Raw genomic sequence first — 16,467 nt, 5'->3', positions numbered from 1 at the left:
AGTAATATGCAACTATTCGACGTTTATCCTCTTAACGATATAGAAATTACCAAAGCATCTGGCAGCAATGTTTGGGATGCTAACGAACAAAAATATTTAGATTTATATGGCGGTCACGCGGTGATTTCAATTGGCCATACCAATCCGCATTATGTAAGTCGCCTAACTGACCAATTAAACAAAGTTGGTTTTTATTCCAACTCGGTTAAAATTCCTTTGCAGGTTCAGCTTGCTGAGAAATTAGGGCAGGTTTCTGGGAAGAAAGATTACCAATTGTTTTTAGTGAATTCAGGTGCAGAAGCAAATGAAAATGCGTTAAAACTGGCTTCATTTTACAACGGAAGAAAAAAAGTTATTGCTTTTAGCGGTGCTTTCCATGGTCGTACCTCCTTAGCGGTTGCGGTAACTGATAATCCGAAAATTGTAGCGCCGGTTAATCAAACGGAAAATGTAATCTTCCTGCCTTTTAATAATGAAGTGGCTTTAGAAGAAACTTTTAAATCGCAGGGCGATGAAATCTCTGCGGTAATTATCGAAGGTATTCAAGGTGTAGGCGGAATTAAAGAAGCTTCGAAAAGTTTCTTACAGAAAATCCGTTCACTTTGTGATGAGTACAATGCGGTTTACATCGCCGATTCGGTTCAGTGTGGTTATGGTAGAACAGGTTTGTTTTACTCACACGATTATTCAGGTGTTGAAGCCGATGTTTATACCATGGCGAAAGGAATGGGTAATGGGTTTCCGATAGCGGGAATTTCGATTGCACCAAAATTTAAGCCTTGGCACGGCGAATTGGGCACAACATTCGGAGGTAACCATTTGGCTTGCGCTGCGGCTTTGGCGGTTCTAGAAGTTATGGAGCAGGATAACCTGATGAAGAATGCTGAAGAAATTGGCAACTACCTAATCACCGAATTGAGAAAATTCGAGCAGGTTGTTGAAGTCCGCGGTCGTGGCTTAATGATTGGAATTGAGTTGCCTGAAGAATTGGCTCATATTAAAAAGGAGTTATTATTTAAACATTTTATCTTCACTGGCGAGGCAAAACCAAACGTAATCCGTTTATTGCCAGCCTTAAATTTAACTAAAGCACATGCTGATGAATTTTTGGCAGCCTTTGGAAAAGTGCTGAAAGCTTAAGGCCGAAAGCGCAAAGCATCATTAATAATGAGAGACTACAGGAATTATGAAGTTTGGCAAAAAGCACATAAGCTAACCCTTTTCGTTTATGGGGACTTATTACCTATTTTGCCAACTTCAGAAAAATATGACCTGAACAGCCAATTAAAGCGAGCAACATATTCAATTGCTTTAAATATTGCTGAGGGAGCAGGAAGAAATTCTGATGCTGATTTCGCAAGATTTTTAGATATGGCTTTAGGGTCTTGTCATGAAACTGAATATGCCGTATTATTGGTAAAAGATTTAAACTATATATCTGAAGAGCTATATAGAAAAACAGACAGTAAAATTAATGAGGTAAAAGCAATGTTGATTGGCCTCTTGAAAAAAATTAGAAAATAGAGCAGGAAAAGCTTTTTGCTTTCCGCTTTTAACTTTCCGCTTAAAATGAAACTTTTCACTTCCGTACACGATGTTCCAAGCATCAAACAATTTGTAAAGGATGCGCTTGAATTAAAAGCGAATCCTTATGCACACCAGAGTTTGGGTAAAAACAAAACCTTAGGATTGGTTTTTATGAACCCAAGTTTGCGTACCCGTTTAAGTACTCAAAAAGCGGCGCTAAATTTGGGTATGAATGTGATGGTGATGAATCTGGATAAAGAAGGTTGGGCCTTAGAAACTCAGGATGGCGTGGTCATGAATGGCTCAACAGTGGAGCACATTCGCGAAGCTGCAGCTGTAATGGGTCAATATTGCGATATTTTGGGATTGCGTTCTTTCCCGAAATTGAACAACCGTGAGGAAGATTATAGCGAAGATTTCTTTAACAAATTTGTGAAATATTGCGCTGTTCCAGTAGTGAGTTTGGAAAGTGCAACCCGTCACCCGCTACAAAGCTTTGCTGATATTATTACCATTCACGAAACCTGGAGGAAACAAACTGATGGCAGAAAACCAAAGGTGGTTTTAGCTTGGGCGCCACACGTTAAAGCTTTACCACAAGCGGTTCCGAATTCTTTTGCCGAATGGATGTGCAAAGCACAAGCGGAAGGAATGATTGATTTTACCATCGCTCAACCTGAAGGTTACGAATTGGCAGAAGAATTTACGCCAGGTGCCGATATTCAATATAATATAGAGGAGGCTTTGGCTGGCGCTGATTATGTGTATGTAAAAAACTGGAGCAGCTATAAAGAGTACGGTAAGGTTTTGACTTATCCAGATGGCTGGATGATGAACAACGAAAAGCTGAAATTTACAAACGATGCGAAAGTAATGCACTGTTTGCCGGTTCGTAGAGATTTGGAATTGTCTTCGGAGATTTTGGATGGACCAAATTCATTGGTTATTCATGAGGCTGGAAATCGCTTATGGGCAGCACAGGCCGTAATTAAAGCAATGTTGGAAGAATTATAAAAAGCAGAAAGACTAAAGCTAAAAGACCAAAGCTTTCAGCATTTTGCTTTAAGCTTTAAGCTAAATAAAATGAAACAACTTACAATCATAAAAATCGGCGGAAACGTAATCGATAACTCTGCGAATCTGCACCAGTTCTTGTTAGATTTTACGGCTTTGCCCGGCGATAAAATTTTGGTTCATGGCGGTGGTAAAATCGCAACCGAACTGGGCGAAAGCTTAGGTATTGAAGCCAAAATGGTTGAAGGTAGAAGAATTACCGATATTGAAACTTTGCGCATTGTAACAATGGTTTACGCCGGCTTGATTAATAAAAATATGGTTGCCCAACTGCAAGCCAAGGGTAGCAACGCCATTGGTTTAACGGGTGCCGATGGAAATATTATTAAAGCTAAAAAACGCCCCGTTAAAGAGATTGATTATGGTTTTGTTGGCGATTTGGATGAAAACTCTGTTTCTTCAACTACGTTGGACAGCTTACTAAAAGCTGGATTAGTGCCAGTTTTATGTGCAATTACCCACGATGGCGAAACCCAATTGTTAAATACCAATGCCGATACGATTGCCTCTTCGGTTGCAGTGGCGATGTCAGCCTTATATGAAACCCGTTTGGTATATTGCTTTGAGAAAAAAGGAGTGCTGAAAGATGTGAATGATGATGATTCGGTAGTGAGAGAAATTAAAGCTAACGAATTTGAAGGTTTAAAGGCTGATGGAACTGTACAAGGCGGAATGATTCCGAAGTTACACAATGCTTTTGAAGCGATAAAGAAAGGTGTTTCGACGGTTTATATTGGCAAAGCCGATGAATTGTCGGAACTAGCTGAAGGTACTTTCGGGACGAAGATGAACCCCTAAATCCCCTAAAGGGGACTTTGCATTGAGGAAAAAGCGTGTTGCCAAAATTACAAAGCGCAAAACAGTTTTTACATGCAATGGGTTTGCACCCAGTATTCCCCTCTTCTAGAGGGGTGCCCGCAGGGCGGGGTGTTTTTTTGGCGAATTGAGCTTGCTTCGTTTCTTGTAATGACAGGTGTAATTTAAACCTGATAGAAGCGGAAATACTTTTTTTAGCAGCGACTTTGAATTATCTGTCATGCTGAGGCACGAAGCATCTGCAAGCGATGAAACAGATGCTTCGTGCCTCAGCATGACAATGAGTTTAAAAAAGATTGAAGTGAATAGCAGGACTGACATTAATAGCATTACTGAAACTGCTTTTCAAATAAATATTAGATTGATTAAAATCGGTGAAATCACCAAAATCTGTGTAATCAAATGAACAAGAAAATAGCCATCATCGGTAGCGGAAATATTGGTTTATCTTTAGCAAAAGGCCTGGTGAAAGCCGATTTTGCCAAGGCTGGCGACATTACGCTTACCCGTAGAAATATCGACCATTTAAAATCTTTCGCCGAGGCTGGATTTGTGGTTAGCAGTAACAACAAGCAAGCGGTTGCTGATGCTGATGTTATAATTCTTGCTGTTTTGCCGCAACAATTAAATACGGTTTTAGATGAAATTAATGCTTCGATAATTGCCGCTAAACATTTGGTGATTTCGGTAATTTCGGGTGTAAGTTGCGCTGCGGTTCGGGAGAAATTGGGCGATGATGTGGAAGTGATTCGCGTAATGCCAAATACAGCTATTGCTATTGGCCAATCGATGACTTGCATGGCAAGCGACAATGCTTCGGCAGAAAATATTGCTGAGGTGACTAAAATGTTTGAAACGGTTGGTTCTGTAGTCAAGATAAATGAAGATTTAATGACTTCTGCTACGGCACTTTGTGCTTGTGGTATTGCATTCTTTTTGAGGGCAATCAGAGCAGCGTCGCAAGGCGGTGTAGAAATTGGATTCCATGCCGATGAAGCACTTAAAATGGCTGTTCAAACGGCCAAAGGAGCAGCTGATTTACTTTTATTACATGGCACACACCCGGAATCAGAAATAGATAAAGTAACTTCGCCGAAAGGTTGCACCATTGCCGGTTTAAACGAAATGGAGCACAATGGCTTTAGTTCATCATTGATAAAAGGTATAAAATTATCGGCCTTAAAAGCAGGGAATTTGTACGTAAAAGAAGCTTAAAGCAGAAAGCTCAAAGCAAATAAAAGTGCAAGTTTGAGATTAGTCTTGATACTTGATACTAACTACTCGATACTATGTTGTTAGAAAATATACAAAAAGAAAGTCTGGATTTATTGCGACAGCTAATTCGCATTCAGTCTTTCAGTAAAGAAGAAGACAGAACGGCGAATTTAATCGCTCAGTTTCTAGAGGAGAGAGGAATTAAAACGCAGCGCAAAATGAACAATGTTTGGGCTTACAACAAGCATTTCGATGCCAATAAACCTACATTGCTTTTAAATTCTCATCACGATACGGTTAAACCAAACTCTGGTTACACCCGCGACCCATACGATGCTGCCATTGAGGGCGATAAATTGTTTGGTTTGGGCAGTAATGATGCCGGTGGTTGCCTGGTTTCGTTAATCGGAACGTTTTTATATTATTACGAACAGGAAAATTTAAAATATAACATCTGTTTAGCCGCAACGGCGGAAGAAGAAATTTCTGGAAATAATGGTTTAGAATTGGTTTTGCCAGATTTAGGTGAGCTTGAATTTGGTATTGTTGGGGAGCCAACTGAAATGCATTTAGCCATTGCAGAGCGAGGTTTGTTGGTTTTAGATTGTGTATCTCATGGTAAAGCAGGTCACGCAGCCAGGGAAGAAGGCGAAAATGCCATTTATAAAGCGCTGAAAGACATCGAATGGTTCAGAAATTATCAATTCCCTAAAGTATCAGAAGTTTTCGGACCATTGAAAATGACGGTTACGATTATTAACGCAGGTTCGCAACACAACGTAGTGCCGGCAAATTGTACGTTTACGGTTGATGTTCGGGTAACAGATGCTTACACCAATGAAGAAGTTTTAGAAATTATCCGGGCGAATGTAGATTGTGATGTTACACCACGTTCAATTCGTTTGAAGCCATCATCAATAGACAAAAATCATCCAGTTGTTCAGGCTGGTGTAGCACTTGGCAAAACAACTTATGGCTCGCCAACCACTTCAGACCAAGCTTTATTAGATATTCCATCGGTAAAATGTGGGCCAGGTTTTTCTGGTCGCTCGCATATGGCTGATGAATTTTTATATGTTCGTGAAGTAGCTGAGGGTGTGGAGGGATACGTGAATATGTTGAAACCAGTGATACAATAATCCGTCATTGCGAGGCACGAAGCAATCTTAATGCTGAGGAATCGTAAGATGTTTTTAATTATACACAAGGAGGATTGCTTCGTGCCTCGCAATGACGGAGATGACTATAAAACACTTTGCGCTCTCTGTGAAAAACTCAGTGAGCTCTGTGGTAAAATGATAAAATAGCTTGGCGTCCTTTGCGAAAAACTTAGCGTCCTTTGCGGTTAAATAAAGTAAAATGAAGATTTGGCAAAAAAATATAGATGTAAATAAGTTTGTAGAAAGCTTTACGGTTGGAAAAGACCGAGAGCTGGATTTACAAATGGCAAAGTTTGATGTATTGGGTTCGTTAGCTCATACCCAGATGTTAGAAACCATTAATTTGCTAACCGCAGATGAATTAAAAATTGTTCAAAAAGAGCTTAAAAACATTTACGCTGAAATTGAGGATGGAAACTTCACCATTGAAGATACAGTTGAAGATGTGCACTCGCAAGTAGAGTGGTTGCTCACCCAACGCATCGGCGAAGCAGGTAAGAAGATTCACAGCGGTCGCTCGCGTAACGACCAGGTTTTGGTTGATTTAAAACTGTTCTTCCGTGCTTGCATTGAAGATATGGTTGGCCAAACCTCAATTTTGTTTAATCAGTTAATTGAACTAAGCAATACGCACAAAGATAAATTAATGCCTGGTTACACGCATTTGCAGATTGCCATGCCATCATCTTTCGGTTTGTGGTTTGGTGCGTATGCCGAAAGCCTGGCCGATGACATGGAACTGATGCTTGCCGCATGGAAAATCACAAACAAAAATCCCTTAGGTTCTGCTGCGGGTTATGGTTCCTCATTCCCCTTAAACAGAACATTAACCACCAATTTATTGGGTTTCGAAAGCTTAAATTATAATGTGGTTTATGCGCAAATGGGTCGTGGTAAAACCGAAAGAATTTTAGCGCAGGCGATGAGTGCGGTGGCGGCAACTTTGGCTAAAATGGCAATGGATATTTGTTTGTTCATTAACCAGAATTTTAGCTTTATCAGTTTCCCGCCAGAACTCACAACAGGTTCGAGCATTATGCCACACAAAAAGAATCCTGATGTTTTTGAACTGATTCGTTCTCGCTGCAATAAAATTCAGGCGTTGCCTAACGAAATTGCAATGATGATTACCAATCTTCCATCGGGTTATCACCGCGATTTGCAATTGCTTAAGGAAAACCTTTTTCCTGCAATCACTTCGCTGAACGAATGTCTCGAAATCGCCACTTTCATGTTTCAGAACATCACCATAAAAGATGATATTTTGAAAGATAAAAAATACGATTATCTGTTTAGTGTAGAAGTGGTTAACGATTTAGCTTTGCAAGGCGTTCCATTCAGAGAAGCTTATAAAATAGTTGGCGAACAAATAGAAAACGGTACTTTTGCACCATCGAGCCAAATACATCATACACACGAGGGAAGCATCGGCAACCTTTGCAACGAAGAAATTGCTGCATCCATGCAGGCAGTTTTAGCTCAATTTGGTTTTGATAAAGTAAATAATGCGATAGAAGATTTAATTCGTTAGGTCGTCATTGCGAGGCACGAAGCAATCTTAAAAAATAGAGCATATGAAAATCAAAATTACCAAGGAAATTCTTAAGGCTTTGAAAGAAGTAGAACAGATTAGGAAAGGAAAAAGAAAAACTCTATCCTTAAAAGATATATAATAAAATATAGCGATTTTAATCAACACTATTTAGATTAACACGAGTAATAAACATATATGAAAGTATCAAAGATAGCCAGTGCTCTAATTGGCTCAGAAATTATCAAAATTGGTAACGAAGTTAACGATATGAAGCGCAAAGGTGCATCAATCGCTAACTTAACTATCGGAGATTTTGATTCGAACATCTATCCAATTCCAACAGAATTAAAAGCAGGAATTGTCGATGCTTATAATGCAAATCAAACCAATTACCCGCCAGCTGATGGTGTTTTACAATTAAGAGAAACCGTTTCAGAGCTATTAAAGGATAGATTTGGACTGGAGTATAACACCAATAGCATTTTAGTTTCTGGTGGTTCTCGTCCGTTAATTTATGCTGCCTATTTAGCCGTAATCGACCCGGGCGATACTGTTGTTTTCCCAGCACCATCGTGGAATAACAATCATTATTCCCATTTAACGTCAGCAAAAACAATAATGGTTGAAACCGATGCAGCTCATAACTTTATGCCAACTGCAGCGCAATTAAAACCACATTTAAAAGGGGCAACAATGTTGGCTTTGTGCTCGCCATTAAATCCGACAGGAACGATGTTCGATGCAGACTCATTAGCGGAAATATGCGATGTGATTTTAGCAGAAAATGCATCTCGTGGAGCAGATGAAAAACCATTGTATTTAATGTACGACCAGATTTATTCGCTTTTAACATTTGGTAAAGAGCATGTAAATCCGGTTTCTTTACGTCCTGCAATGCGTGAGTTTACCATTTTTGTTGATGGTACTTCGAAGTGTTTGGCTGCAACTGGTGTACGTGTGGGTTGGGGTTTCGGTCCGGAAGATATTGTGAATAGAATGAAGGCTTTGGTTGGACACATGGGCGCATGGGCACCTAAAGCCGAACAAGTTGCCATGTCGAATTATTTTAACGATAAAACACAGGTTGATACATTCTTAACCAGCTTTAAAGCTCAAATTCAGGATAGCTTAAATGCGCTTTACAACGGTTTTAATGAATTAAAAAGTGAAGGTTTTAATGTTGATGCAGTTGAGCCGATGGGTGCAATTTATTTAACCATTAAAATCGATTACATCGGAAAAACAACTGAAGACGGTCAGCTTTTAAAAGACAGTGCAGACGTAAACTTCTACCTAATTAAAGAAGCTGGAGCGGCATTGGTTCCTTTCTCTGCTTTTGGTAACGAACACAGCATGCCATGGTTCAGGGCATCGGTAGGTGCTTGTACGCTTCAGGATATAAAAGATATGTTGCCAAGAATTAAAACTGCGCTCAGCAAGTTGAAATAAGCAAATTTGAACACCCAATCAAACAATTTTGTCAGCTTGGGTGTTCAAATTAAGGTCTCATCTAAATGCTCTTATGGAAAATAAATATACGCCTCAGGGATATGCTTCAACATCAGCAATTCTCATCACACTCGCTATTGGAATTTTAGCATCCATCATCTTACCTATTATTTACATCATTCTAGGTAGGTTAATACCAAATATCTGGTTCATCGCCATTATCGCTTTTTTGCTGGGTATGGGCCTGGGTTTTTTCATCGATCTGGGTGTAAAAATCGGAAAACTCCGAAATCGGAAAGTCGTTACTGCAATTGCCGTTTTTTGTGGGTTATTTGCCTTTTACGTTCAATGGGTATTTTTTGATACGTTAATCTATAGCCAAAAGGGATTCACATTTAGTCTGAGTTCGACCGATATTAAGTTATTAGCTGATGACTTCTTTTTCCTTTTCACGCATCCGAATATTCTCTTTCAGGAAATTGTAAATCTGAACGAAGTTGGGTCATTTCGGATAAAAGGCACTGATACCGTGAGTGGATTACTATTATGGGTGATCTGGGCAGGCGAATTTATATTCATCCTGGGCGGAATCATATTTGCGGTTTTAAATGGCCAGGTTACAAAACCTTATTCAGAAATAAACGACCGGTGGATGATTAAGCGCAAGACGTTAAATCGCATTCCGATGGTAGAAAATAAAGAGCAACTTTTGAGCGAGTTAAACAACCGAAATTTTGTTGTTTTGAATGATCAGCCATCGCTAATGAATGAAACAAATTACGCGGAAGTAATCATTTTCGAATCAATGGGCGACCCTACAAAATATATTAGTATTTTGAATGTTTCGAACCCTTCGGGTAAGGCAAAAGATAAAAAAATGGTTAATGTTGTTACATTTTATCCCTTGCAGAACGCGAATATTTAGTTGTTTGCAATATCTCGAATCTAAGAAAAAGCTCCAATTCATTAATGAAATTGGAGCTTTTTTAATTTTAAAACTCAGGACTTAAGATTTACAGTTCAGCACTTAATCTTCCCTGCTTCCGTCATCAGCCATTCTCACCATTTTCGGTTCGAACTTTGCAATCACATCAACCAGTTCAGTTTGCGCAGCCATCACTTTGTTAATGTCTTTATAAGCCATTGGCGCTTCATCTAAACCAGCACCAATTAAGGTTACATTATGGTCTTTCAAAATGGCTTTCATATCTGATTTTGTAATCGACTGAATGGCTTTCGTACGGCTCATTTGTCTGCCCGCACCATGCGACGCTGAGTTAATCGACTGAACTTCGCCTTTACCGCGAACCAAAAAACCTGGCGCAGTCATGCTTCCTGGAATAATACCCATCACGCCTTTACCAGCTGGTGTTGCTCCTTTACGATGAACAATCACTTCTTCACCGTCTAACATTTCTTTCCATGCAAAATTATGGTGGTTTTCTACCTTGGCTAAAACCTTAGCGCCAATTGCTTTGGTTAAACGTTTATGAATCACTTCATGGCAGGCAGAAGCATAATCGCCAGCTAAATTCATGGCAATCCAATATTCTTGTCCTTCTGCTTTATTCAAATCCAAATAAGCAAGATTCGCGGCTTCTTTCGGAAGTTTACAAATATCTTTAGCCAGTTTAGTAAAATGACCAGCAATGGTTGCACCGAAGCCACGAGAACCGGAGTGCGTTAACAAAGCCACATAACGTCCTTTGTTAATATTTAAAAGCTCATCTCGCTCTGCGAAATCTATAATTCCCCATTCTACAAAGTGGTTTCCACCACCCGAAGTACCCAATTGTGCCCAGGCTTTTCCATGTAGATTTTTGAGAAAAGGAGTGGAGTTGAAAGCCTCGTTTTCTAAAACTTCGTGGTCGGCTTTTTCGTTACCTTTAAAATTCTGACCAGCGCCAAATTTTGTAAAAGCAATGAGTTCACGTTTGTACATCGCATCTTTTCCGAAATAATGTTTTTCAGGAATATCGAAAATACTTAATGCCATTCGGCAACCAATATCTACCCCAACACCGTAAGGGATTATTGCATTTCGGGTAGCTAAAACACCACCAATTGGTAAACCGTAACCTTGGTGCGCATCGGGCATTAAAGCACCTGCAACCGAAACGGGTAATTTCATAGCAACATCCATTTGGTTTCGAGCACCTTCTTCAATATAATCGGTGCCAAAAATTGAATATCCTTTTACGTTGCTATCTAATTCAATGGGTTCGTCTTTCGGTGCGTTGATTTCCTCTATCATCGCTGCTGCCAACGAACCTAAAATTTTATCATCCAAAAAACTTTCTGGGTAATCTTTTACTTTCTTTAATAGGGTTAATAATTCTTGCTCTTCAATATGCGAGAAATTATTTTTCAAGATATCTAAAGCCAAGCCTAATATTTTTCCTTCAGAATAACCTATTTCTATTAAGGTTTTTCCTGTTATGTTATTTTTCATTTTATTCCTAACTAATCCTCGGCAGATTTCATTCACCTAACCGAGGGGTTTCTAAATTTAAATTATTTTATTTTAAACTCGTCTTCGCGAGGCACGAAGCAATCTCAGCAAATAGGCTGCTTCGTGCCTCGCAGTGATGTATTATTTAACAAAAATTTGTTTCAATTGGTCAACAATTTGGCCGCTGCCCGATAAGCTGATGGTATTGATTTTTTCTGCGATTTTCTCTACATACTCCATCTCTTTCAACTTATACAACATGGCATTATCTTCCATTAATTTGGCGGTGTTTAACAAACTTCTTGTCGAAGCCGTTTCCTCCCTTCGTGTAATGATATTTGCTTGCGCTCTTTTCTCGGCGATTAAAACTTGATTCATAATCTCTTTTACATCGCCTGGTAAAATAATATCCTTAACACCACAGTTCGTTAATTTAACACCTAAATCTTCTGCTTTTGCAGTGGTTAAATCCATTACTTGCGCTGCAATTTTCTCCCTGCTTTCCATTAACTCATCAAAAGTCATTAAACCGATTGATTCTCTTAAAGCCAATTGCATGGTAATGTACAACTGTTTTTCAAACTCCTTGTTCTCTAACAATGCTTTGATAATATCAACTACTTTGTATTGAATGCTGAAGTTGATTCGTAACTGTGCTTTATCTTTAGTTAAAATTTCTTGACCGATAATTTCCATGTTTAATTGTCTCATATCGGTTTTTAAAACACTAATGGTTGTCGCATTTTTCCAGTACAAATAGTTTCCAGCGTCAATCACTTTTTCGAAATTTCCATCGATAAATAACAATGCTTTCTCGTACGATTCTACTTTGTATGCCCTGATATAATTTACCAATAAAGCTTTCTCTAATAAGTTTCGATCAATATTAGCATCGATTTCAATGTTGCTAATGTTGACTTTTTTGAAAGTATAGGTTGATAAACCCTTCCAAATGGCGTGTTTACCAGCAGTTAATACACTTTTAAAATTATTGTTTCTATAAACTAAAGCCAACTCATTATCGGCTACTTCTACAATGTGTACTAAGTTTACAAAGTCGTTATTCATTAACAAAACTTCCAACTCTGCCAAGGTGAAGAAATATTCTTTTCCCATGTCGTACACCATAATATCCTCCCCGAAACCTAACCAGTAAGTTCCTTCAGTTAATACGTTTTTTAATTTCCCTTTTTTAAACACCAATCCAACATAATTGGTGTTAATTGTTACTCTTTTCATGTTTTTTTGATATTTAGATTTTATAATATTTAGTTCATTTTCTTTACAAAGCATTGCAAAAGCGCACTCATTTGTTTCTTGCGGAAGTAAATTGATTCCTGATGTTTTTAAGAATGAAATCAAGCTTTGTCAAATATTTAAATCGAAGATTTAAATAAATTTTTCTGCGAGATTTGATTTTTAAATCAGCTCTTTCATCGTTTTACTTTCAAAGCAAAAGGCAAATTGCTTTTTGGATTTTTAAAAAATCCAGAAGCTGAATGCGGTTTTACAGTGCTGTTCTTTGAGTGATTTTAAAAGTTACTCTTCTTTTTTGTTTTGGATTTTGAGCCCTAAACGCTTACCAATTAGCAATTCCAACGGACAGTCGGAAGCAGGATTCGAACCTGCATGATTTGGTTGTTATTCTACCCCTGAATTATTCCGAATGCTCGGAAGTGGGACTCGAACCCACGACACACAACGTGTTTAGACAATCTATTACAACTTATACCAGAATATAAAATTTATACTTTGGGGCTATACAGAAACCCACAACTATGGGTACTCATTGTTTAGTGTTGCCATCCCGATTTTCATCGGAATTTTTTTATATGATGATTATATTTTATCAAAGAACTTATCCTCAGCAGGCAACATTCACCTGCCGAGGGGTTTATTGTTGGTTGTGAGAGTGTCTAAAATTATTCCCATAACCAACATTACAAAGATGCCACCGCCACTACGCGACAGATTTGCGTAATAAAAAATATCTTCAAAAGAATATTTAACATTCTGTTTTTCAAGTAAATAAATTTTAGTCTGTTTGCATTATTTCTCCAATTGCGCAATTGTATTGCGTAGATGTAGAAGACTTTCTTATATTTAGACAAGCTGAAACGTCAGATTTTTTACCCAAACCAAAATTCACTCAAAATGGCCGTAAATAAATTAGCGCTTATCCGATACAAAACAATTGATGATTGCTTAAAAAACCGTTTCCGCAAATGGACGTTGGATGATATTATTGAAAAGGTAGCCGAAACACTTTACGAACTGGAAGGGATTACCAGTGGCGTAAGTAAAAGAACCATACAGGCCGATATTCAATTAATGCGTAGCGATAAACTTGGTTATAATGCACCAATTGTAGTTCAGGATAAACGATTTTATGCCTATGAAGACGCAAGTTACAGCATTACAAAAGCCCCGATAAATAATGCCGATGTAGATAAAATGAAAGAAATTGTTGGTGTGTTAAAGGAATTTAATGCTTTCAATTATTTCGATGAAATGAGCGATATGATCGCCCGCCTCGAAAATAATCTCTACAAAAGCACAAAACAAAGTGGAAACAATATCCAGTTAGAAGGCAATAAGTTGGTAAAAGGCTTAGAGTGTATTCCGCCTTTATATCAGGCTGTTTTAAATAAACGTTCGTTGTTGATAGAATATAAATCCTTTAAAGCACAACAAGGGCAGCAAGGCATTTATTATCCATATTTATTAAAAGAATACAGAAACAGATGGTTTTTAATCTGCAAAGCGAAAAAAAGACCTGGAATTTTAAATTTGGCTTTAGATAGAATCATCGATTTTCAGGAATTACCCAACGAAGAATTTTTGAATCACCAGGGTGTAGACTTCGATCGGTATTATGATGATTTAATAGGTGTGACTAAAAATGACAGAGACCGGGCGCAAAAGGTAATTTTAGCGTTTACAAATGATCATGCTCCTTATGTTGTCACTAAGCCCTTGCATTCATCGCAAGTGGTGTTAAATAAAAACGAGCAAACAACAACTTTTAGAATTGATGTTGTTTTAAATTATGAACTCGAAAGAGAAATCCTAGGCTTTGGAGAATGTGTTAAAGTACTTTCACCACGATACTTAATCTCGAAAATTAAAAAACGATTAGCGCAATCCTATCAGCAATACGAGAACAATGTTGCCAATAAATCGTAGCGGAAGCTACTATTCCTTTTCCATCAACGCACTTACGTGTTGGGTTAACTTAACGAAATCATCGACTGTAAGTTGCTCAGCCCTTTTTTCGAAATAAATATGATCATCCATTTTATCTTTTGGCATTACCGCAGAAACGGCATTACGCAAAGTTTTTCTACGTTGGTTAAAGCCGGCTTTTACCACATGCCAAAATAATTTTTCGTCACAATCTAATGTTTCTACTTCATTTCTGGTTAATCGAATAACTGCCGAATGTACTTTCGGTGGAGGATTAAAAGTACCTGGTTTTACCGTAAAAAGATATTCGATTTTGTAGTAAGCCTGAAGGAAAACACTTAAAATTCCATAATCTTTTGTACCTGCCGGCGATGCACACCTTTGAGCTACTTCTTTCTGAAACATGCCAACCATTTCCACAACTTTATGGCGGTTGTCTAAAATCTTAAATAAAATCTGCGAAGAAATATTGTAGGGAAAGTTTCCGATAATGGCAAACTGGCCCGGAAAAATCGCATCAAAATCCAGCTTCAAAAAATCTCCGTTAATTAGCCGGTCGCCGAGTTGAGGATATTTTTCATTCAAAAAATGAAAAGATTCGGTATCAATATCAATTAAGTAAGTTTGTAAATCCTGGCGTTGCAACAAAAAATCAGATAAAATACCCATCCCAGGACCAACCTCTAAAACCTGATTGTATTTATCGGTATTCACCAAACTTTCTACAATGCGGTTGGCAATACCTTTATCAGTTAAAAAATGCTGACCTAAATGTTTTTTCGCTTTTACTAAACTCATAGCAGCAAAGGTAATGATTTAAGGTGGAAGGTATGAGGTTTGAGGCATAAGGTATGGTCATTCATTTTACAATCCCCATAGCTTAAACCATCCACCCTATACCTTATTTATCAAATCAAATCAGTAATTTGCGCTAAAATTTTCCAGTAATTATGAGCAATAAACTTAAAATTGGCATCAGTATAGGCGACGTGAACGGTATCGGTTTAGAGGTAATTATTAAAACATTATCTAATCCAGCTATTTTAAATTATTGTACTCCAATTGTTTATGGTCATACTAAGGTTTCCTCTTTTCATAGAAAGGCAAATAACCTTGGCGATTTCAGCTTTAATGTAATCAATCACGCCAATCAGGCGCAACTGAAAAAAGCCAACATGATTAATTGCTGGGAAGAAGATGTGAAAATTGAGCTTGGCCAGGTAACGGCTACCGGTGGAAAATATGCGCTTTTATCATTAGAAAGGGCAACCGCCGATTTAGTAGCTGGCGACATTGATGCTTTGGTTACGGCTCCCATCAATAAACATAACATCCAATCAGAAACTTTTTCTTTTCCAGGCCATACCGAGTATTTGCAGGAGAAAAGTGGGAGTAAAGATGTACTGATGTTTTTAATTAGTGAAAACTTACGTGTGGGTGTGGTTACAGGTCATATTCCTGTTAAAGATGTGCCAACGTCAATTACCAAAGAAAAAATTCTTAGCAAACTAAAGCTGATTAATGATAGCCTTAAAAAGGATTTCTGGATCGAGAAACCAAAAATTGCCGTTTTAGGCTTAAATCCTCACGCCAGCGATAATGGTTTATTAGGCGCTGAAGAAGCAGAGATCATCACGCCTGCTATTCAGGAAGCTTATGATAAAGGTTTGATGGTTTTCGGACCTTATCCTGCCGATGGTTTCTTCGGCAATGGCAGCTACAAAAAGTTTGATGCGGTGTTAGCCATGTATCATGATCAGGGTTTGATTCCTTTCAAAACTTTGGCTTTCCACAACGGTGTAAATTATACTGCAGGATTAAAATTTGTGCGCACATCTCCCGATCATGGTACCGGGTACGATATTGCGGGTAAAGATTTAGCCGATTCAACTTCATTCACCGAAGCCTTGTTTTCTGCCATTCATATTGTCAAAAACCGCAGGGAGCAGGAGGAAATGTTGAGTAACCAATTACGTGGCGGCGGTAAAGTGGTGGAAACACAGTTCGACATTAAAGATGATGCTTCGTAAAGCTTAAAAGCAAAATTTCGACAG

Annotated in this window: 14 protein-coding genes; 11 read left to right on the top strand and 3 right to left on the bottom strand. The window is 38.3% G+C overall.

The window, feature by feature from the left end:
• Positions 1-6: 6 nt before the first annotated feature.
• The 9 genes from R2Q70_RS15925 (at position 7) to R2Q70_RS15885 (ending at position 9,700) form a co-directional block, all read left to right on the top strand.
• Complete coding sequence (locus tag R2Q70_RS15925; RefSeq protein WP_316808540.1) at positions 7-1,140, top strand: aspartate aminotransferase family protein; 1,134 nt, start codon at positions 7-9, stop codon at positions 1,138-1,140.
• 27 nt (positions 1,141-1,167) lie between these two features.
• Positions 1,168-1,524 (top strand): four helix bundle protein, encoded by a 357-nt coding sequence (locus R2Q70_RS15920; protein ID WP_316808539.1) that lies wholly within the window; start codon positions 1,168-1,170, stop codon positions 1,522-1,524.
• A gap of 45 nt (positions 1,525-1,569) precedes the next feature.
• On the top strand, positions 1,570-2,541 hold the full coding sequence (locus R2Q70_RS15915) for an acetylornithine carbamoyltransferase (protein ID WP_316808538.1): 972 nt from the start codon (positions 1,570-1,572) through the stop codon (positions 2,539-2,541).
• Between the two features lie 69 nt (positions 2,542-2,610).
• Entirely contained in the window at positions 2,611-3,399 is a 789-nt protein-coding gene (gene argB, locus R2Q70_RS15910) for an acetylglutamate kinase (RefSeq protein ID WP_316808537.1), read from the top strand.
• A gap of 420 nt (positions 3,400-3,819) precedes the next feature.
• Entirely contained in the window at positions 3,820-4,632 is an 813-nt protein-coding gene (gene proC, locus R2Q70_RS15905) for a pyrroline-5-carboxylate reductase (protein ID WP_316808536.1), read from the top strand.
• A 74-nt stretch (positions 4,633-4,706) separates the two neighbouring features.
• Complete coding sequence (locus tag R2Q70_RS15900; protein ID WP_316808535.1) at positions 4,707-5,771, top strand: M20 family metallo-hydrolase; 1,065 nt, start codon at positions 4,707-4,709, stop codon at positions 5,769-5,771.
• Between the two features lie 220 nt (positions 5,772-5,991).
• The gene (gene argH, locus R2Q70_RS15895; RefSeq protein ID WP_316808534.1) at positions 5,992-7,323 is read left to right on the top strand and encodes an argininosuccinate lyase; all 1,332 of its coding nucleotides are present in this window, start codon (positions 5,992-5,994) and stop codon (positions 7,321-7,323) included.
• Between the two features lie 198 nt (positions 7,324-7,521).
• Positions 7,522-8,775: a pyridoxal phosphate-dependent aminotransferase gene (locus R2Q70_RS15890; protein WP_316808533.1), complete on the top strand. Its 1,254-nt coding sequence runs from the start codon at positions 7,522-7,524 to the stop codon at positions 8,773-8,775.
• A gap of 73 nt (positions 8,776-8,848) precedes the next feature.
• On the top strand, positions 8,849-9,700 hold the full coding sequence (locus R2Q70_RS15885) for a hypothetical protein (protein WP_316808532.1): 852 nt from the start codon (positions 8,849-8,851) through the stop codon (positions 9,698-9,700).
• A 102-nt stretch (positions 9,701-9,802) separates the two neighbouring features.
• Here the strand turns inward: R2Q70_RS15885 and R2Q70_RS15880 are convergent, their stop codons facing one another.
• Entirely contained in the window at positions 9,803-11,227 is a 1,425-nt protein-coding gene (locus R2Q70_RS15880) for an RtcB family protein (RefSeq protein WP_316808531.1), read from the bottom strand.
• Between the two features lie 141 nt (positions 11,228-11,368).
• A complete protein-coding gene (locus tag R2Q70_RS15875) occupies positions 11,369-12,466 on the bottom strand; it encodes a slipin family protein (protein WP_316808530.1) in 1,098 nt (365 codons plus the stop codon).
• 915 nt (positions 12,467-13,381) lie between these two features.
• Between R2Q70_RS15875 and R2Q70_RS15870 the strand changes: the two genes are divergently transcribed.
• Positions 13,382-14,413, top strand: coding sequence for a WYL domain-containing protein (locus tag R2Q70_RS15870; protein ID WP_316808529.1), 1,032 nt, complete (start codon positions 13,382-13,384; stop codon positions 14,411-14,413).
• A 9-nt stretch (positions 14,414-14,422) separates the two neighbouring features.
• Here the strand turns inward: R2Q70_RS15870 and rsmA are convergent, their stop codons facing one another.
• Positions 14,423-15,211, bottom strand: a complete 789-nt coding sequence (rsmA, locus tag R2Q70_RS15865; protein WP_316808528.1) for a 16S rRNA (adenine(1518)-N(6)/adenine(1519)-N(6))-dimethyltransferase RsmA — start codon at positions 15,209-15,211, stop codon at positions 14,423-14,425.
• A gap of 152 nt (positions 15,212-15,363) precedes the next feature.
• Here rsmA and pdxA point away from each other — a divergent pair, with 152 nt between their 5' ends.
• Complete coding sequence (gene pdxA / locus R2Q70_RS15860) at positions 15,364-16,443, top strand: 4-hydroxythreonine-4-phosphate dehydrogenase PdxA (protein ID WP_316808527.1); 1,080 nt, start codon at positions 15,364-15,366, stop codon at positions 16,441-16,443.
• Positions 16,444-16,467 lie beyond the last annotated feature (24 nt).

The organism is Pedobacter agri (assembly GCF_032678665.1).
In the GTDB taxonomy this organism is placed as follows: Bacteria; Bacteroidota; Bacteroidia; order Sphingobacteriales; family Sphingobacteriaceae; genus Pedobacter; species Pedobacter agri_A.
The sequence above is the reverse complement of the archived record's forward strand: the minus strand, read 5'-3'. Positions and strand labels throughout refer to the sequence as shown.

Bases quoted from the DNA above. Each gene is read 5' to 3' on its own strand.
- R2Q70_RS15925 (WP_316808540.1), top strand. From the start codon at position 7: ATGCAACTATTCGACGTTTATCCTCTTAACGATATAGAAATTACCAAA.
- R2Q70_RS15920 (WP_316808539.1), top strand. From the start codon at position 1,168: ATGAGAGACTACAGGAATTATGAAGTTTGGCAAAAAGCACATAAGCTA.
- R2Q70_RS15915 (WP_316808538.1), top strand. From the start codon at position 1,570: ATGAAACTTTTCACTTCCGTACACGATGTTCCAAGCATCAAACAATTT.
- argB (WP_316808537.1), top strand. From the start codon at position 2,611: ATGAAACAACTTACAATCATAAAAATCGGCGGAAACGTAATCGATAAC.
- proC (WP_316808536.1), top strand. From the start codon at position 3,820: ATGAACAAGAAAATAGCCATCATCGGTAGCGGAAATATTGGTTTATCT.
- R2Q70_RS15900 (WP_316808535.1), top strand. From the start codon at position 4,707: ATGTTGTTAGAAAATATACAAAAAGAAAGTCTGGATTTATTGCGACAG.
- argH (WP_316808534.1), top strand. From the start codon at position 5,992: ATGAAGATTTGGCAAAAAAATATAGATGTAAATAAGTTTGTAGAAAGC.
- R2Q70_RS15890 (WP_316808533.1), top strand. From the start codon at position 7,522: ATGAAAGTATCAAAGATAGCCAGTGCTCTAATTGGCTCAGAAATTATC.
- R2Q70_RS15885 (WP_316808532.1), top strand. From the start codon at position 8,849: ATGGAAAATAAATATACGCCTCAGGGATATGCTTCAACATCAGCAATT.
- R2Q70_RS15880 (WP_316808531.1), bottom strand. From the start codon at position 11,227: ATGAAAAATAACATAACAGGAAAAACCTTAATAGAAATAGGTTATTCT.
- R2Q70_RS15875 (WP_316808530.1), bottom strand. From the start codon at position 12,466: ATGAAAAGAGTAACAATTAACACCAATTATGTTGGATTGGTGTTTAAA.
- R2Q70_RS15870 (WP_316808529.1), top strand. From the start codon at position 13,382: ATGGCCGTAAATAAATTAGCGCTTATCCGATACAAAACAATTGATGAT.
- rsmA (WP_316808528.1), bottom strand. From the start codon at position 15,211: ATGAGTTTAGTAAAAGCGAAAAAACATTTAGGTCAGCATTTTTTAACT.
- pdxA (WP_316808527.1), top strand. From the start codon at position 15,364: ATGAGCAATAAACTTAAAATTGGCATCAGTATAGGCGACGTGAACGGT.